At 27.9% G+C, this 18,246-nt stretch carries 14 protein-coding genes, 2 tRNA genes and 1 other annotated feature; of the genes, 3 read left to right on the top strand and 13 right to left on the bottom strand.

All coding sequences use genetic code 11. The features are described 5' to 3' along the window. Window positions 1-270: 270 nt before the first annotated feature. Both prdC and AC07E4_RS05245 read right to left on the bottom strand, forming a co-directional pair. Window positions 271-1,569, bottom strand: a complete 1,299-nt coding sequence (gene prdC / locus AC07E4_RS05250; protein ID WP_478215881.1) for a proline reductase-associated electron transfer protein PrdC — start codon at window positions 1,567-1,569, stop codon at window positions 271-273. A 469-nt stretch (window positions 1,570-2,038) separates the two neighbouring features. Next, on the bottom strand, window positions 2,039-3,811 hold the full coding sequence (locus tag AC07E4_RS05245; RefSeq protein WP_478215880.1) for a histidine kinase N-terminal domain-containing protein: 1,773 nt from the start codon (window positions 3,809-3,811) through the stop codon (window positions 2,039-2,041). Between the two features lie 351 nt (window positions 3,812-4,162). Here AC07E4_RS05245 and AC07E4_RS05240 point away from each other — a divergent pair, with 351 nt between their 5' ends. Next, entirely contained in the window at window positions 4,163-4,624 is a 462-nt protein-coding gene (locus AC07E4_RS05240; protein ID WP_430829032.1) for a DUF3887 domain-containing protein, read from the top strand. 83 nt (window positions 4,625-4,707) lie between these two features. Here the strand turns inward: AC07E4_RS05240 and AC07E4_RS05235 are convergent, their stop codons facing one another. Next, a complete protein-coding gene (locus tag AC07E4_RS05235) occupies window positions 4,708-5,010 on the bottom strand; it encodes a hypothetical protein (protein ID WP_040330659.1) in 303 nt (100 codons plus the stop codon). Between the two features lie 558 nt (window positions 5,011-5,568). On the opposite strand from AC07E4_RS05235, the gene AC07E4_RS05230 reads away from it, so the two are divergent. Then, window positions 5,569-5,644: transfer RNA gene (locus tag AC07E4_RS05230), tRNA-Met, on the top strand. A gap of 251 nt (window positions 5,645-5,895) precedes the next feature. Here the strand turns inward: AC07E4_RS05230 and AC07E4_RS05225 are convergent. The 10 genes from AC07E4_RS05225 to AC07E4_RS05180 all read right to left on the bottom strand — a co-directional run bounded on the left by AC07E4_RS05225 (window position 5,896) and on the right by AC07E4_RS05180 (window position 15,754). Next, window positions 5,896-7,194 carry a DEAD/DEAH box helicase gene (locus AC07E4_RS05225; RefSeq protein ID WP_478216030.1) on the bottom strand — a complete coding sequence of 433 codons (1,299 nt, stop codon included), beginning with the start codon at window positions 7,192-7,194 and terminating at the stop codon, window positions 5,896-5,898. A gap of 387 nt (window positions 7,195-7,581) precedes the next feature. After that, on the bottom strand, window positions 7,582-8,535 hold the full coding sequence (locus tag AC07E4_RS05220; protein ID WP_478215879.1) for a transposase: 954 nt from the start codon (window positions 8,533-8,535) through the stop codon (window positions 7,582-7,584). Window positions 8,536-8,653: 118 nt separating this feature from the next. Next, window positions 8,654-8,728: transfer RNA gene (locus tag AC07E4_RS05215), tRNA-Glu, on the bottom strand. A gap of 200 nt (window positions 8,729-8,928) precedes the next feature. Continuing rightward, window positions 8,929-9,240 carry a DUF1540 domain-containing protein gene (locus AC07E4_RS05210; protein WP_478215878.1) on the bottom strand — a complete coding sequence of 104 codons (312 nt, stop codon included), beginning with the start codon at window positions 9,238-9,240 and terminating at the stop codon, window positions 8,929-8,931. Between the two features lie 71 nt (window positions 9,241-9,311). Continuing rightward, window positions 9,312-10,829: a lysine--tRNA ligase gene (gene lysS, locus AC07E4_RS05205; RefSeq protein ID WP_034439745.1), complete on the bottom strand. Its 1,518-nt coding sequence runs from the start codon at window positions 10,827-10,829 to the stop codon at window positions 9,312-9,314. 641 nt (window positions 10,830-11,470) lie between these two features. Further along, window positions 11,471-12,676 (bottom strand): ABC transporter permease, encoded by a 1,206-nt coding sequence (locus AC07E4_RS05200; RefSeq protein WP_478215877.1) that lies wholly within the window; start codon window positions 12,674-12,676, stop codon window positions 11,471-11,473. Then, entirely contained in the window at window positions 12,660-13,394 is a 735-nt protein-coding gene (locus AC07E4_RS05195) for an ABC transporter ATP-binding protein (RefSeq protein ID WP_430829037.1), read from the bottom strand. The genes AC07E4_RS05200 and AC07E4_RS05195 overlap by 17 nt, the downstream gene beginning before the upstream one ends. 164 nt (window positions 13,395-13,558) lie before the next feature. Further along, the gene (locus AC07E4_RS05190) at window positions 13,559-13,777 is read right to left on the bottom strand and encodes a hypothetical protein (RefSeq protein WP_034439738.1); all 219 of its coding nucleotides are present in this window, start codon (window positions 13,775-13,777) and stop codon (window positions 13,559-13,561) included. 44 nt (window positions 13,778-13,821) lie between these two features. Continuing rightward, on the bottom strand, window positions 13,822-14,355 hold the full coding sequence (locus AC07E4_RS05185) for a phosphatase PAP2 family protein (protein ID WP_051540002.1): 534 nt from the start codon (window positions 14,353-14,355) through the stop codon (window positions 13,822-13,824). A 91-nt stretch (window positions 14,356-14,446) separates the two neighbouring features. Then, window positions 14,447-15,754, bottom strand: coding sequence for an SH3 domain-containing protein (locus AC07E4_RS05180; RefSeq protein WP_478215876.1), 1,308 nt, complete (start codon window positions 15,752-15,754; stop codon window positions 14,447-14,449). 220 nt (window positions 15,755-15,974) lie between these two features. Continuing rightward, window positions 15,975-16,180: a binding site (T-box leader), on the top strand. A 124-nt stretch (window positions 16,181-16,304) separates the two neighbouring features. Here AC07E4_RS05180 and thrS point away from each other — a divergent pair. Further along, window positions 16,305-18,242, top strand: coding sequence for a threonine--tRNA ligase (gene thrS / locus AC07E4_RS05175; RefSeq protein ID WP_478215875.1), 1,938 nt, complete (start codon window positions 16,305-16,307; stop codon window positions 18,240-18,242). The last annotated feature ends 4 nt before the right edge of the window (window positions 18,243-18,246 follow it).

Below are 18,246 nucleotides of genomic sequence, written 5' to 3'. Positions count from 1 at the left end.
AATGATGATGAATATCACCGTGGATTGAAATCCCCGCTACAATGTTTTATTTGTACTCCAAATAAAATTAATATAATATTTATCCATAAAAAGTTTATTTTGGAGAATAAATTCCCCATTATAATATTCTTACTAACCATAGTTTTCATGGTTAATTGTTAATTTTGGTACTATATTTAAAATTTCTCTTTCTCAACTGAAATAAGAGTAATTTAATTTTTAAACTTGAACCCATATCTTTATAAAGCTTTATTTAGCACATTATTTTTTTTATTCTATCTCTAACCTTCTTGTTAATTCATGATTAACAGTTCTAAATACATGATCTGTATGATGATAAACTGGTAACCCTAATTTTGGTGCAGAATTCATAACAGTATTAGAACAATCACTACAATTTGATATTATTATTCTTTCTGCTCCATCCTTTTTAAATTGCATTACTACGGCTGCTTGTCCTGGACAATCTCCAGGAGTTTTGCATTTATTAGCACCTTTTATTTTAACTATGTTCTTACAATCCATTACAGAAACTACATTTGAATGCATTTTTGAAGCAATATCTCTAAGTCTATCTTCATTTGCACCACATGCACAAACTAAAAGACCTACATTTCCCTTAAACTCTGGGAACTCTATTGTTGCTATTGCTCCTCCAGAAATCTTTGTTACTATAGCTTCTTCAAGTTTTGCTGATTTTCCAGTGTAAGGTCCACCAATAACTAATTCGCCATATTCTCCATCAATTCCACCACATTCATTTACAAGTTCTTCAATCTTTGTTCCAATAGGAACATTGAAAAATATTCTACTTTCTGTATCTTTTAATTTTCCTGCTATAGTTATATCTTTATCTATAACTGGTTTTCTATCTTCAACTGCTCTTTTTATATTTGCAAGTGTTTCTGTATTTAAAACTACAGCACCTGCTTCTAATGGAAGCTGTGTTGGCTCTAACCATACACCTAATACTGAATGTATTAATGCTCTTTCCTCTCCCATTGGATATATATCTTTAAGCTCTTTTATTTCTATATTTTCTTCATTTACTAATGCTTTTTTTATTGATTCTATTGCATCTTTATTTTTAGATTTTATTCCTATATATGCCTTTGGTGCTTTAGTTGCTTCCATTGCATATTTTATTCCTTTTATTACTTCTTGAGGATTTTCCTCTAAAAGTTTTATATTGTGTTTTAAAAGCGGTTCACATTCTGCACAATTTGCTATTATACAACCCTCTGAAATTTCTGCATTTAACTTAACATGAGTTGGAAATCCAGCTCCACCAGCTCCAACAATTCCAGCTTCAAACACATATTCTTTGATGCTATTACATTCTTTTATCTTTACATAATCAGTGCTTTGATTTTCACCCTTTAAGATTACTATTTCATTCTCATTTATCTCTTTTATTTCTCCATTAATGCTTGTATGTATCTTAGCACCTAGACCCTTATTAGGAGCTGCAATACATTCTCCTCTTTTAACTAACTGTCCTAATTTAACAATAGGTTCACAATTAGCTCCTATGTGCATTTTTAAAGGAAATTTAACCATAGTAGTCATTTTTTCTCCCCCTTGAGTATTGATATAACAACTCATAAATTTATATATTATTAACATTAAAGTTTTAATAACTTTCTATAAATAATATATAAGCAACTACTGTGCCAACCTTGTTAAATTTTATTGAAACGTTTACTTTGATGCAACAAAATTAACACTTTTGTAAATTTTAAAACTTCTATTTATTCAAATACATATTTAAATAAATGTCAAAATTTAGTCACTTTTTCTTCTTCTCATGTATATACTTTCTATTTTTCAATTGATATACTGTCATTTTATGTATATGTTATTTTTTTGACATATCTGTTATTTTTTTGACACTTTTATCATTAAGCTCCATTCTATTAAATTTACAAATAAAAAATATCCTGTAAACTATAGTAAAACATTCTTGAGTACATTCTACTATTAAGGTATACGAGTTTTTTATCAACAACTTGCACACCCCAAAACAGGATATTTTTATTTATAAATCATATTGGCTTAACTTATAATATAATGTGCTTCTTTTTATTCTTAAAATTTCAGCAGCTTTTGCTTTATTTCCATTAGTACTTTCCATGACATCTCTAATAAGTTCCATTTCTAAAGCCTTAACTCTTTCATCCAAGTTATAATAATCTATAACTGTATCTTCTTTAGATCTACCATAAAAATATTCTAATATATATTCTGGTATACTATTTACTGTTACCCTTTTATTATTTGATAACACTACCATTCTTTGAACAACATTTTTTAATTCTCTTATATTACCTTCCCATTTATAATTACACAATATATTATATATCTCTTCATCTATTGAACTTATTTCTATATTTTCTTTTTTCGAACTTTGATTTATAAAAATATCTATAAATTCTTTAATATCATCTTTCCTTTCTCTTAGTGAAGGTAATTCAATTTGAACAATTGCTAATCTATAAAACAAATCACTTCTAAATTCATTATTTTTTATTGCTTTTTTTAAATCTTTATTAGTTGCCGCTATAATTCTTGTATTGGTATGAATAATTTTTTCACTTCCCAATCTATGAATAACACCGTCTTGTAGCACTCTTAATAACTTACTTTGCATCCCTATAGGCATTTCTCCTATCTCATCTAAAAATAATGTACCATTATTTGCAAATTCAAACATACCCATTTTTCCTTTTTTCACAGCACCCGTGAATGCACCTTCTACATACCCAAACAATTCACTTTCTAATAAATTTTCTGGAATAGCACTACAATTTACAGCAACAAATTGCCCGCTCCTTCCACTAGCCTCATGTATGGATTTTGCAAAAACTTCTTTGCCTGTCCCACTTTCACCAGTTATTAAAACCGATGCTGTACTTGGTGCAACTTTTTGCGCTAATAATATAGAATCCATTATTTTTTTGCTTTTCCCAACTATATATGAAAAAGTATAATTATTAGAAAACTCCTTACTATAAGCCTTACTTAATGCCTCAACTTTTGCATTTGCATTTTCTAATTTTTCAGACAATGAAACCACTTCGGTAACATCTCTATCTGTTGACACTACAGCAATCATTTCATTTTGATTATTAAATATAGGTACAACACTTAAAATTACTGACTTCCCCCTCATAGGCTGGTGTTCAATATTTTCAATAGCTTTACCTTCTTTTAAAACTTTAGGTATAATTGGGTTGTTAAAATGCTTTCTAACACTTTCCCCAACTATATCTTCCGCCTTTAAACCATATAACTTCTCTGCACTTTTATTCCAATACATAACCTTACCCTTTGTGTCACATATACAAATGGCTTCATGAATATTGCTTAAAATATTATTCTGCAAAGTAAACATTTCATCTATTTTTAAATAAAAACTATCTCTTAAATTATTGCTTGTTAATACACCAATTACCTTATTATCTTCTACAACTGGTACACGTCCTATTTCTTTTTCAAGCATCATATCCCGAATATCTCTTGCATAATCATTAGGACTTACTGTTATTACATCTTTAGTGCAATAATTTATAATCTTTTCATTGAATATAGACTTATCTCCTTTTTTTGCAAAAATTCTTTCTACCTCTGCTAAATCATTACGTGTAAAAATTCCTTCTAATTTATTAACTTCATTTATAACTATTGTTTCATCCAAATTGTTTTTCACCATTAAATTACAAACGTACTTAACATTATCATGAGTAAAAACCTTTACAACATTTTTACTCATAATATCTTTAGCTTTATATAACAACTCTTCTAAATTCATATTTCCACCTTTTATCCATAAAAATATTTATAATTCTCTCCTAAATTATACCTAACACCAGTTATATATTCAATTATCCATAACTTTTATTAATTTCCTCTTAATTTGAATATCTTAACTGTCTTTATTGAATTATGTTCCAATTTTATTAAGGTAATATTTATTAAATTTTGTTATAATAAATTAAATAGTCTAATTTTTCTAATTCAAATTATATTTATTTATATATATTAGTAAATTTGACCATAATAAAAACACTTGTATTAATCTTATAATAGCTAATATAAATTTGTTAAATAATATAAAATATTAATTTATATAATATTTTAATAGAAATTAGAGGTGTATATAATGAAATTTATTAAAAAATCTATAATTATTCTTTCTACTTTTTTAATAACACTTTCACTTACTGCTTGTGGAGAAAAAGTGGATACAGAAGCATTACAAAACTATTCTAATGACATAGCTAGTAAGGTTATAACTGCTATGGATAAAAAAGATTATAACAAAATAGAATCCTACTTTAGCGATGAAATGAAAAAGACCTTTTCTAAGGAAACTTTTGATGAGCAAGCAACTTTAATTTCCAATACTCTTGGTGCTTACAAATCTCATGAATTCTTTAAAGGTGAAACTAAAGATGGATATGTTCGTGCATTATATAAAGCAAATTTTGCAAAAGAAAATAATGTTCTTATATCAGTAGTTTATAAAGAAAATGATGAAAATCATAAAGTAGAAGGCATTTTATATCAATCTAAAGGACTTCAAAAAGCAGCAAAAGAATTAAAAAAAGAAAATAAAAAATAAGAGTTTTTACTTAATATATCGTAAAATTAAAGTCCAGTAACATGTGTCACTGGACTTTAATTTACACTTTTTATTTACACTTTTTATTTACACTTTTTATTTATACCTTCATATAAATACTCTAGATACGAAACATCTTCACCCTCATTTTTTAACATGTCGATTCTTTTTCTAGCACCGTCTAAAGTTTCTCTTGCTTCATCATAATCTCTTGCTTTAATACAATTACTAGTATATTCTAAAAGATAATCTACTTTTAGCACTATTTTAGCCATATCTTCTCTATTCTCATTAACAAGTTTCAATACTAAATCATATACTTTGGGTGACAGATTATTCCTAACTGATTTTAAAAAATCATTATTTATACTATTCTTCTTAGCCATTTTTTCACGTCCTTATAAACTGTACTCATTTTTTTATTTTAAACATTACACTTTGAATTATACATTATATTATTAAATTACATAACCATATTTATTATCTACATAATCTAATAAATCCCCAAAAATTATCCACAGTATTTATATAAAAGTTATATTTATCATAAATACTGTGGATAATTTTTCTGAAAATGTGCACAAATTTATAAATTTAAAAAATTCTAATTATATTTTGAAATCTCATGCTGCATAAATCAATTCTAACTTCTTACTTTTATTACTGTTACATTTTCTTTCACAATTAAAGTTTATAGTCTTATCTTACTAAATTCAGTGTATTGGACATGATGCTAAAATGCCCAATAAAGTTAGAATATCTAAAAGTTGGTTTAAGAAAATAGTTTTTTAACAGTTATATACGCCTATATATTTCCCTAATATTTACAAATTATCTTTTTAAAAAATAAATATAATTTTATTTTTCTAAATACCATTGACTTATATATATAATACGACTATACTTACAACATAGCTTAAGGAAATCCCTTAAGAATTTAATATCGCGGGGTGGAGCAGTTGGTAGCTCGTCGGGCTCATAACCCGAAGGTCGTAGGTTCAAGTCCTGCTCCCGCAACCAAAAAAAGATTCTATAATTTATATAGAATCTTTTTTCATGCTTAAAAACACTAATTATTCATTTCAACAAACAAATTTATTTTTTCTTAACTAAAACTATTGTCATTTCTTCTTTTTTAATATACTTAGATAACCTAATTAAATACATTCCATTAATTTGTAAAGGTTGAAATTTGGTTTCAAATAATAATTAAAAAAATATAGCAATTCTCTATAACTAGAAATTTGCTATATTTTATTTATATAATTATTTTAATTATTGGATTTATTTTTTGATTTTCTTTTATGTGACCAATTGTTTCTTCCAATTCGTCCATTTTTGTTACTCTTGTTATTTTTACTATTATTATTGTGACTTCTTTCTGATTTATTTCTTTCTACTTTTGGAATTTCTCTAACTTCTTTAGGTAATTCCTCTGTGTATTTATGCGACTCTATAACTGGTATTGATTGTTTTATAACCTTCTCAATATCTCTAAGGTACTTTCTTTCTTCAGAATCACAAAATGAAAATGCAGCACCATTATGTCCAGCTCTTCCAGTACGTCCAATTCTATGAACATAAGTTTCTGGCACTTCTGGTAAGTCATAATTTATTACATATGATAAATCTTCAACATCAATTCCTCTAGCAGCTATATCCGTTGCAACTAACACTCTTATACTTCCATCTTTAAAACTATTTAATGCAATTTGTCTAGCATTTTGAGACTTATTACCATGTATAGCTAATGCTTCAATACCAGCCTTTGCAAGTTGTTTTGTTATATTATTAGCTCCATATTTTGTTCTTGAAAATACCAAAAGTGATTTTATTGACTCATCCTTAAGTATATCAATTAATAAATTTTTCTTATCTTTTTTTGCTACAAAATATACACCTTGTGAAATAGTATCTACTGTAGATGAAACTGGAGCAACTTCAACTTTAACTGGATCCTTTAAAATAGACTCTACTAAATTTCTTATTTCCTTTGGCATAGTTGCTGAAAATAACATGTTTTGTCTTTTATTTGGCATCTTAGTTATTATTCTTTTTACATCATGTATCATTCCCATATCAAGCATACGATCAGCTTCATCAAGAACAAAGTGTTTTACGTTATCCAACTTAATAAATTTTTGATTAATTAAATCTATAAGTCTTCCTGGTGTTGCAATTAATATATCAACACCTTCTTTTAATACTTTTACTTGTGGATTCTGAGATACCCCCCCAAAAATCACTGCACTCTTCACATTCGTGTATTTACTATACATCTCAAAACTTTCTCCAATTTGTATAGCTAATTCTCTAGTAGGTGCTAATATTAATGCCTTTATACTCTTCTTATTTGTATCTTTTTCTTGTGTTTCATTAATTATGTTCTGTAACACAGGAATTGCAAATGCTGCCGTCTTACCTGTTCCTGTTTGTGCACAACCTAATAAATCTAATCCTTTTAAACCTATTGGAATAGACTTTTCTTGTATCAATGTAGGTTCCTTATAACCTGCATCTTCCAATGCCCTTTTTATTGGTTCTATTATATTTAAATTTTCAAATAACATTTTTCTCCTTCGTAAGTAACTCATTTTAATATTTTGCTCTCTAATACGCAATTTGTTTATTCTTATCTTTTTTAATACGCTCATATCATAAAATATAATTATACCACACCAAAGCATACATTTAAAAATAACTTTACTTTCACTCAAATCCCCTTATAAAGGTGACAGTCATATTTATTCTATACTTTTTCAATTTTATTTTATGACTGTCAATTGTTTTGTCACTACTTATTGATGACCGTCACTTTTATTGATAGTTTTAATTAATTATTTTAGATATAATCATGGTTTTTAGACTAATTTTATACATAATATTGAGTTTTTTAATTGCTTGTCCACTTCCCATATAAAAATTTATATCATAGTGATTTTATCAAAAATTTTTTGTTATTTGTTTTCACTATAAAATTTTTCAATTATGTTTTTGTATTTATCTTCATGTAGTACTAAGTGAATGCCTTCGTTGCTTAGGGCATTTACTTCTTCTATGGACATGTCTTCTAATATGTGTCCAATTTCATATGTTGTTTTTTCTGTGTATATTCCTGTTAGTAGTATGAATAGTGCTTTTGGTGTTTTTACTCCATGATCTGCTTTGGTTAGGAATGAACTTCTTGTTATTCCTGTTTCTTTTTCTACGAAGTCTATTATTTGCTCTACATCAAAGTTTCTTTTTAGTATTTTTCTTGTTATTCCAAATTTCTTATCGTTTATTTTTATTTCTATTTTTCTGTTGTTGATTGTTAGTGTGGTTGATAGGTCGAGTTCTTTAAAGTGTGATACTTTTTGTATTAATGTGTGTTTGAATAGTTTTACATATGATTCCACTGCATATCTTGAGTTTATTGATAATATGCTTAGTATGAAGTCTGTGTCTAATATTCCAAATTCATCTTCATTTCCGAGGTAACAACGCATGCTTGAAAATCTGTATGTTTCAGGCATTTCACTATAGCCAAATATATCTTTTGGGTTAGCATGTATGTATAGTGATGCTTTTAGTAAGTATTCATCAGTGTTTATTAGTTCACTAAAAAATCTTTCTTTTAGTAGTGATCCGTTTGTGTCATATTTAGGGTTATAGTATTTTACATACCTAAGTCCTATACTTTTCATTATTGTACTAATTTCTTCGCCATTTGAGTCTATTATGAAGTGTGCATGGGTGTCCATTAAACAATATGCATAGATTTTAAATTGATATTTTATTTGACTTTCTCTTATTTTTTCCATCATCATTTCTTTATCTAATTCTGATGGAAATAATGGTTTTGATTTTGATTCATGGATTACTATGTGATATATTCCATTTAAATCTGTTACTCTTGCTTGACGTGACAAAACAATCGCTCCTTTTTTATATTTATACTTATTTATAAATATTGACAAAAGAGTTTTATTTAAACAGAAAACTTATCATATATAGAAAAAAGCTATTAACAAAACTTGTTAATAGCTTTGGTGACTCATAGGGGAATCGAACCCCTGTTACCACCGTGAGAGGGTGGTGTCTTAACCGCTTGACCAATGAGCCCTAAGAACATTTATAATTATACTCCTTAACTATTTTTATTTCAATATATTACATTTAATTCTTTTATTGGTTTTTCTAAATGTTCAGTTAATTTCTATTTGAATTTCCTATACATATTCCTATGACTTTTTATTTAAATCAGATAATTAAAATAAAAAGTCAAAATCCACTATAATAGATTTTGACTTTTTATATTATATTTACTTACAGCAAAATGTTGAACATTCAGTTTCGTTGCAATTACAAGCTGATTGGCCTTGTATGTCTATACTTTCAGCACCACATCTACAATTTGCATTGTGAACACAATTAGTTGCTTTACATGCTACATCAACATTTGGATTAGGCTCTGTTGTACAATTAGTAAATGAATCATTTTTTTCTACAAAACTATGACAACATGTAGAACTTGACTCAATAGCCTCTTTTCCAGCTACCTTTATATTACTTATACAACAATAATTTTGATTATTATTTGCACAATTTTCTGCTGAACAACCTAATTTTGGCATTTAATCTTACCTCCTCATAATAAATTCATATTTATTATGAGTTAATATCTATTTTTTATACTTGTTATTTATTATCTTTTTATAAGAGGAAATGATATGACATCTTTTATTGAGTAAGCATTTGTTAAAAACATAATCATTCTATCAATGCCTATTCCAAGTCCCCCTGCTGGTGGCATTCCTGTATCTATTGCTACTGCAAACTCTTCGTCCATTGGACTTGCTGTTTCAAGTCCTGCTCTTAATTTAGCCGCTTGTTCACTCAAAAGAACTCTTTGTCTTAAAGGCTCATTCAATTCGGAATAAGCATTTCCAAGTTCTACCCCATAAGCATAAGGTTCAAATCTTTCAATTAATTCACCATTTTTTCTATGAACTTTACAAAGCGGAGAAGACTCTATAGGAAAATCAATTACAAATGTAGGATTCATCAATTTCTTTTCACAATAAGTCTCAAAAAGCTTTAATATTAATTCTCCTTTAGTACAATCCTCTAAATTAAATTCATCATCACATTCAATATTTAATTCTTTTACTTTTATTTGTTCTAATATCTCTTCCTTTTTTATAAATTCTACATCTATTCCTGTTTCTACTTTAACCAAATCACACATTCTTTCTCTTTTCCATGGTGCTTTAAAGTCTATTTCTATGCCATCATACACAATTTTTGTTGAACCATTTATTTTTGTAAAAACATACTCATAAAGCTCCTCCATAAGTTTCATCATATCATTATAGTCTGCATATGCCATATAGCATTCAAATAAAGTAAATTCAGGATAATGCGTTCTATCTATACCTTCATTTCTAAATGACCTACCTATAGTATACACTCTTTCTATACCACCTACCATAAGTCTTTTTAAATATAATTCAGGTGAAACATTCATAAACACTTCACAATCCAATGCATTTACAAATGTTTTAAACGGTTTTGCTTCTCCACCACCATACTTAGTATCGAGTATAGGTATTTCAGCTTCTATAAAATCTCTATTATTCATAAACTCTCTTATTGTAGCCATTGCTTTTGCTCTATTTATAAATCTTTCTTTAACTTCTGGATTCATTATCATATCTAATGAACGATGTCTTTGCCTTAGCTCTGCATCTTTTATTCCATGATGTTTTTCAGGTAATGTTCTTATAGATTTTGATAAAATATTTAATTCACCACACCTTATAGTTATTTCTTCAGTTTTTGTTTTAAAAGCTGAACCATCTATACCAACAATATCTCCTACATCAATTAATTTTAATAAATCATATTGTTCTTTTCCTACAACTTTTTTGCTTATAAATACCTGTATATTTCCATATTGATCACATAAATCTAAAAATGTTGCATTTCCCATTCTTCTTATAAGCATGACTCTTCCAGCTAAAGTAAAAAGTTCATCTTCTTTGATATTACTGAAGTTATCTATTATATATTTTGTGTGAGTTGTAGCCTTAAAACTATATGGATATGGATTCACACCCAACTCTTCTAATTTTTCTAGCTTTTTAATCCTCTCCACTACATATTCATTAGCATCAGCCATTATTTCTTTTAAATTTTCCATCTCTATATATTTTTCAAACATAATTTAATACCACCTTTTCATTTTAATTTTTAAATATGCCTTTTAACGCAATAAAAAAAACCTTCACCTCCAAGATATTTAATCTTGAGGACGAAAGCTACATTTCGTGGTACCACCCCAGTTTATCCCTCATGTCACCATGGGGACCTCTTCAAGTACGACATTTAATAATGTTTATACTCTATACCTATATCGGGATATCCCGTCACAGTCTCCCCTATATACTAAACATAAGATCGGTGTGAAGCTCAGAGGCTTTTTTCACTAAACAACTTAATACTCCCTCTCACCTTACGGAGTTCTCTTTAAAAAAGCTTATTCAGCTACTCTTCTCATCATCGCTAAATCATTTATTTTAAAATATTCTAAATCTTTTTTCTTTTGATGTCAACCCTTCATTTTCATCCTTTTTCACTCCATCTTATTGTTATTTTTTTAACAATAAGCCCCAGCCCTTGATTTTACTAAGTTTAACTTGTTTTCACCCTAATATTTCACTATGAAATTACTCATTTTTTTTGATAAAGCTACAATTTTATCATTATTTTGTATCTTTTTTTTGCCTTACTGCTTCTTTTTCTTAATCAAGAAATATATTCTTAAATAAAAAAAACTCCCATAATCATGGGAGCAAAATAACTTTAAGTTCTAAATATTACATTTTCTTTATTAAACATATGTCTTGTTACAAATATAGATATTGCTATATATACAATAGACCATCCAAATACAATCATTATATGTTGAATGTTTATAACACCTAATGTTACCTCTTTTAATATAGCCATAACATTTGCTATTGGTATATGAAAATAAATCATATCTATATTTTTAATATCTACCATATACATTAAAAACGTTGGTATAATAGCTAAAATTGTTAGTGGAGTAGTATATGTTTGTGCTTCTTTAAATGACCTAGCATATATACTTATAGCTAACTGAAGCGCTCCAAAAATCATAGATGTTAATACTGTAAATATAAATATTATAATTATACTTTTTGCAGATAACATCATCCCAACGGCACCAGCTCCATCTCCACCACCAAACATCTCTGGATTTATTTTAATAGATATTACAAGTCCTATTATTGCAGCCGCAGCTGTTAATATGCCCATTATAGTTACCGCAAATAATTTTCCATAAAGAATAGACATTCTACCAACTTTCGTAGTTAATAAAGGTTCTAGTGTTCCTCTCTCCTTCTCTCCAGCTCCTAAATCTATAGCCGCTGGCATAGGTCCTGTTACACAATATAGTACTATAAAAAGTGGTATAATCATGGACATAATCATCATTCCTACGCCTTTTTCATCTTCTACAATACTATTTTCTTTAACACTTATAGGTGTTAATATACTCAAGTCAATGCCTTTAGCATTTAAATTTTTTGCAACTATCTCTTTTGAAAACTCCATTATATATTGATTAACTTTTGAATATGCCATATTAGATGTTTGACTTGAGTTATCATACATAACTTCTATATCCACACCTTTATTATCTTTTACACTTTCCTCAAATTTATCTGGAATATTTATATATACTAAATATTCTCCCTCCTTAACTTTTTCCTCCGCTTTTTCCTTTTCCATTATTGATATATTTAAATCATCCTTTGTGTTTAAAAACTCTATTATGGAACTATTGGATTTATCATTTACAGCTATCTTATATTCTTCTTTTTTAACAATATTTTGAATTGCGCTATTCATAAAATAAAACATTAACGGAAATATTATTAAGGGTACTAAAAGACTTGTCATCATTGTTTTCTTATCTCTAAATAAATCTGACAATTCTTTTTTTAAAATTAATCCTATTTCTTTAAAGTTCAAGTACATCACCCCCTATTAATTCAACAAAAACATCTTCTAAGTTATCATCATTATATTTTTCTTTCAATTTTTCAATTGTGCTATTTTCAACAACTTCACCTTTATTTATTATAATTATCCTATCGCATATTTTCTCTACCTCACTCATGCTGTGACTTGAAAATATTATAGCTTTTTTCTCTCTTTTGCACTTTAATATAAAGTTTTGAATTATTCTTGATGATGTAACATCTAATCCTATTGTTGGTTCATCAAATAACATAACAGAAGGATTATGCACAATTGACCTTGCAATTGCAACTTTTTGCTTCATTCCACGTGAAAACTTTCCGACTTTCCTATCTATATATTCTTCCATATCTAAAAGTTTTGACAAATCATTGATGTTCTTATCTGCTTCTTCTTTACTAAGTCCATTTAACATAGCAAAGTACCTTATGTTTTCTCTTGCAGTTAGTCTATCATAAAGACCAACTTCTCCACCAAATAATATTCCAATTTCATCTCTCACATTAGCGCTTTCCTTTAAAATATCATAACCATTTACACTACATGTTCCTTCTGTTGGTTTTAGCATAGTAGCAATCATTCTTAAAGTTGTAGTTTTACCTGCTCCATTTTCCCCTAAAAGTCCAACAATTTCTCCTTCATTTACCTCAAAATTTATATTTTTTACTGCTTCTACTTTTCCAAAAGTCTTAGTCAAATTCTTAACTTTTATCATATAATCCCCTCCTTTTTGAATAAATTTCCATCAATAATTTAATTCTATCTTTCATTTTAACAAAGAGTCAATATGATAATTCAATTCTTAATACTTTCTTTATAAAAAAAACAAAAGCTAGTAAATAAAATTTTATCTACTAACTTTCATATTTCGTATAAAGCTTAAAAGAAGTTTTTTCGTTGTCTTGTAGCTTGCAAAAAGCAAACTGCTGTCACTAAAACTACTGCTACGTTGTTTTTCCTTGCAGCTTGAGTTATAACTAAAAAACTTACTAAAGCTAATATATAATAAACAATTCTAAAAAATTTTTTCGTACTTTTATTAATATTGTTATTTACAGTTTTATTTATATTTCTACTTCTGTTTCTATCTCTATTCATATTTAATTAACTCTTTTTACCCCTCTGTTTTAAATTCTAAATAATTAAGTTATAACCATGTACTTATACCCAATTAAAACCATAACTGCACTAAGTATTCCTATAATCATACCAACAAAAACATCTGTAGGATAATGAACATACAAATAAACTCTTGAAAAACCAATTAATACAGCCAAAACTATAGGTATAATCTTAAAATGTGGCATCATTACAAATAATATAGTTGCTACTGCAAAAGATGATGATGTGTGTCCTGATGGAAAAGAATAAGATTTTGGTATTGATATTAAAGGTTTCTCTATAGGATACCTTATTATAGGTCTTACTCTCTCTACTATATTTTTTATTACACCTTCCGTAAAAAATGTACTTACAGCCAATGCAATCAAGCATAATACTCCTAATTTTCTGTCTTTAGATTTTAAAAGCATTAATCCCGAAATAAGAACCCATATAAAACCACCATCACCCAAATGAGTTATCATTGGCATAGTATAATTAAATATAGGATTACTTAGTTTTTTATGAACAAAATCTATTATTGCTTTATCAATAGAATGTATAGTATCAATCATTTTTTTCTCCTATGTTTGTACATTTTTTCAAAATTAAAATCCTCTTTTGTTTGTTTATTATATCAAAAGAATTTTTACTTTTCTAGAAATTTTATTTAAATATCTTTATTGTTTTTATTTTTCTTATATAGTTTTCCCCATCCGTTGTATAAGTTATACTCATAGGACTTATTGTAACACCATTAGCTTTTATATACTTTAAGTCTCCTTCCTTTTTGTCACATATCCTAGATATATAAAAACCTACTGTATCATGTATTATATAATACTCATTTTCATATTTTCCTAAATAAATCATTACATGTCCATTCATGTATAATATAGATGACGGTAAAGCACTATCAAGTATTTTTTTCTTATCTTCAAATTCTCTATTTTCTAAACTCAAAGCTTCACCAAAACTTCTATTCTCTTGTTCTCCAGTATTTCTCGGTATATATACTCCCATAGTTTTTAGTACATCTAAAACAAAACTAGAACAATCTCTAGCAAAGAATTCTCCACCCCATCCATATCTCTCACCTAAACATTTAAATGCTTGTTTTATAATATTTTTTGAATTATATGGTAAGAATCCAACACTTACATCTTCACTTCTTGGAATAACAATTTCCTTAAACTCTAAACTTTGATCTAGTTCTGATTTAATTGGAAATAAAGCTACATATCCAGTGGTAGTATCCATGTCATAAATAGTTTCTTTATTCCTTAAAAGTTTCATCTTTACTCCCATATCAATGGATATTAGTGATACTCTCTTTTCCAAAGGATTATATCCTGTTGTAATTCTTTTACCTGTAACTATTATAAAATCTTTTGAATTACAATAATCTTCAATTTCATCTTTTTTTCCTAATGCAACATATTCTTTTTTTACCCATCCCATGCAATTATATGTCTCTATAAATATCCATTTTTCATCTAAACTTTCATGTAAAACAGTACATGGTTCACAAACATTTATAGCTGATTCCATAAATCTATCTAAAGAGTAGTCATCACAATTTTTAAATATCCTATCTTCTGTAGGATATGATTTTATAATTGTTCTTCTTATGCACATACCATATTGAATTATATTTTTTACATTACTTAAATTTAAATCTCCTTCTAAGTTTTCAAAATAATCTTCTTCTATTTGCCGTCCATTTACATATCTTTTTTCTTCATGTTTCTTGCTTATTGATTTTATTATTTTATCAACATAATATTTATCGTAATTTTTTGTGTTAAAAATATCTCTTATATATCCATATTCAATATTTTTCTTATTAAATTCTAAAATTTCATTCAAACTTGCAATTTCATTTAGATTTAAATTTAAATTCTCTATCCAAAAATTTGAATTTAACATTTCCTCCCTTATCTTAGGAAAAGTATTGTTAAAATAACCTGCCATCCGAACTCCCCCTTATACATCCTATTTTATTATTTTATTTATGTATATATTTTCTCTCTATATACTATATGTTGCAAACTTTTTTTAATATCAATTATAATAATTTTCCTTTGCGTTTTTATCATTTACGTTATATAATGTATTTGTAAATTATGAATTTACAAATTTCTAACATATTTTTAATTAATATTGACATACAATTTGTTAATGTTATAATAATTTAAAAACGTTGATGAGGACAGTAAACTTTATGTACATTTTCAGAGAGAGAATACATTAGCTGTAAGTATTCTTAAATGGAGTTTAGTTGAAAACCACCTCTGAGTGACTCTAATAAAGTCCGGTTAACGCCGTTAAATGTTATTTGAAAGTGGCCTATTCTTAGGCAATTTGGGTGGAACCACGGGTGTAATTCTCGTCCCTTTTTTATATGATTATATAAAAAAGAGACGAGTTTTTTTATATATTTTTATATTTACATATTGATAAATAAATTAATGCTTAAGCATATTTCATTATAATATATCAAAAAGTGAAAGGAGTTTTTTATATGATAAAAGTTACTTTAAAAGATGGATCAATAAAAGAATTTGAAAATCCAATATCAGTTCTAGATGTTGCAAAAAGCATTTCAGAAGGTTTAGCTAGAGTTTCATTGGCTGGAGTAGTTAATGACACCGTTGTAGACTTACGTTATATTATTGACAAAGATTGCACTTTAAGTATTGCAACTTTCGATACTCAAGAAGGAAAGGATGCCTTTAGACATACAACATCTCATATACTTGCACAAGCAGTAAAAAGATTATTTCCTGAAGCTAAACTTGCTATAGGGCCTTCAATAGAAAGTGGCTACTACTATGATTTTGATGTAGAAAGACCATTTACTTTTGAAGATTTAGAAAAAATTGAAGCTGAGATGAAAAAAATAGTTAAAGAGGACTTAAAAATAGAAAGATTTGAACTTCCAAGAGCTGAAGCCTTAAAATTAATGGAAGAACAAGGTGAACCTTATAAAGTTGAGTTAATTAACGACTTACCAGAAGATGAAATCATTTCTTTCTACAAGCAAGGAGACTTTGTGGATTTATGCGCTGGTCCTCACCTTATGTCAACAAAACCAATTAAAGCATTCAAATTAACAAAAATAGCTGGTGCTTATTGGAGAGGTAATGAAAAGAACAAGATGCTTTCTCGTATTTACGGATCATCTTTCACTAAAAAAGCTGACTTAGATGCTTACTTAGAAGCTCTTGAAGAAGCTAAAAAGAGAGATCACAACAAATTAGGTAGAGAATTAGAGTTATTCACAACTGCTGAACCTGTTGGTCAAGGATTACCTATATTATTACCAAAAGGTGCTAGAATTGTTCAAACTCTTCAAAGATTTGTTGAGGACGAAGAAGAAAGAAGAGGTTACTTATTAACTAAAACACCTCTTATGGCAAAGAGTGATTTATATAAAATCTCTGGACACTGGGATCACTATAAAGATGGAATGTTTGTTCTTGGTGATGAAGAACATGATGAAGAAGTTTTTGCATTACGTCCAATGACTTGTCCATTCCAATTCATGGCTTACAAAGCTAAGAAAAGAAGCTATAGAGATTTACCATTAAGATATGGCGAAACTTCAACATTATTCAGAAATGAATCTTCTGGTGAAATGCATGGTCTTATCCGTGTAAGACAATTCACTATTTCTGAGGGTCACTTAATCGTTAGACCTGACCAATTAGAAGAAGAATTTAAAGGTGTTGTTGATTTAATAAACTTTATGATGGATACATTAGGTATTAGAGAAGATATAAGCTATAGATTCTCTAAATGGGATCCAAACAATAAAGCTAAATATATAGATAAACCTAAAGAGTGGGAAGAAACTCAAGATAAAATGAGAGAAATTCTTAATCACCTTGGAATAGATTATACTGAAGCTGAAGGCGAAGCAGCATTCTATGGTCCAAAATTAGACTTACAGTTTAAGAACGTTCATGGAAAAGAAGATACTATAATCACAGTTCAAATCGACTTCTCTCTAGCTGAAAGATTTGGAATGACTTATATAGATAAAGATGGAAAAGAAAAATATCCATATGTAATCCATAGAACATCACTTGGTTGCTATGAGAGAACTTTAGCTATGCTTATAGAAAAATATGCTGGAGCATTCCCAACTTGGCTTGCACCAGTTCAAGCTAAAATTCTTCCAATCTCTGAAAAATATCACGATTATGCAGAAGAAGTTTCTAAAGCTCTTCAAAATAGAGGTATAAAAGTAGAAACTGACTATAGAGCTGAAAAAATAGGATACAAAATAAGAGAAGCTCGTAATGAAAGAGCTCCTTACATCCTAGTAGTTGGAGAAAAAGAAGCTGAAAACAGAGAAGTTGCTGTAAGAAGCAGAAAAAATGGAGATGAAGGTGCTGTAGCTCTAGATTCATTCATTGAAAGAATAGTAAAAGAAATAGAGACTAAAGAAAAATAGTTTT

The organism is Clostridium amazonense (genome assembly GCF_056431285.1).
The sequence above is the reverse complement of the archived record's forward strand: the minus strand, read 5'-3'. Positions and strand labels throughout refer to the sequence as shown.

Bases quoted from the DNA above. Each gene is read 5' to 3' on its own strand.
- AC07E4_RS05240 (WP_430829032.1), top strand. From the start codon at position 4,163: ATGAAATTTATTAAAAAATCTATAATTATTCTTTCTACTTTTTTAATA.
- AC07E4_RS05210 (WP_478215878.1), bottom strand. From the start codon at position 9,240: ATGCCAAAATTAGGTTGTTCAGCAGAAAATTGTGCAAATAATAATCAA.
- AC07E4_RS05195 (WP_430829037.1), bottom strand. From the start codon at position 13,394: ATGATAAAAGTTAAGAATTTGACTAAGACTTTTGGAAAAGTAGAAGCA.
- AC07E4_RS05235 (WP_040330659.1), bottom strand. From the start codon at position 5,010: ATGGCTAAGAAGAATAGTATAAATAATGATTTTTTAAAATCAGTTAGG.
- AC07E4_RS05245 (WP_478215880.1), bottom strand. From the start codon at position 3,811: ATGAATTTAGAAGAGTTGTTATATAAAGCTAAAGATATTATGAGTAAA.
- thrS (WP_478215875.1), top strand. From the start codon at position 16,305: ATGATAAAAGTTACTTTAAAAGATGGATCAATAAAAGAATTTGAAAAT.
- AC07E4_RS05190 (WP_034439738.1), bottom strand. From the start codon at position 13,777: ATGAATAGAGATAGAAACAGAAGTAGAAATATAAATAAAACTGTAAAT.
- AC07E4_RS05225 (WP_478216030.1), bottom strand. From the start codon at position 7,194: ATGTTATTTGAAAATTTAAATATAATAGAACCAATAAAAAGGGCATTG.
- lysS (WP_034439745.1), bottom strand. From the start codon at position 10,829: ATGTTTGAAAAATATATAGAGATGGAAAATTTAAAAGAAATAATGGCT.
- AC07E4_RS05200 (WP_478215877.1), bottom strand. From the start codon at position 12,676: ATGTACTTGAACTTTAAAGAAATAGGATTAATTTTAAAAAAAGAATTG.
- AC07E4_RS05180 (WP_478215876.1), bottom strand. From the start codon at position 15,754: ATGGCAGGTTATTTTAACAATACTTTTCCTAAGATAAGGGAGGAAATG.
- prdC (WP_478215881.1), bottom strand. From the start codon at position 1,569: ATGACTACTATGGTTAAATTTCCTTTAAAAATGCACATAGGAGCTAAT.
- AC07E4_RS05185 (WP_051540002.1), bottom strand. From the start codon at position 14,355: ATGATTGATACTATACATTCTATTGATAAAGCAATAATAGATTTTGTT.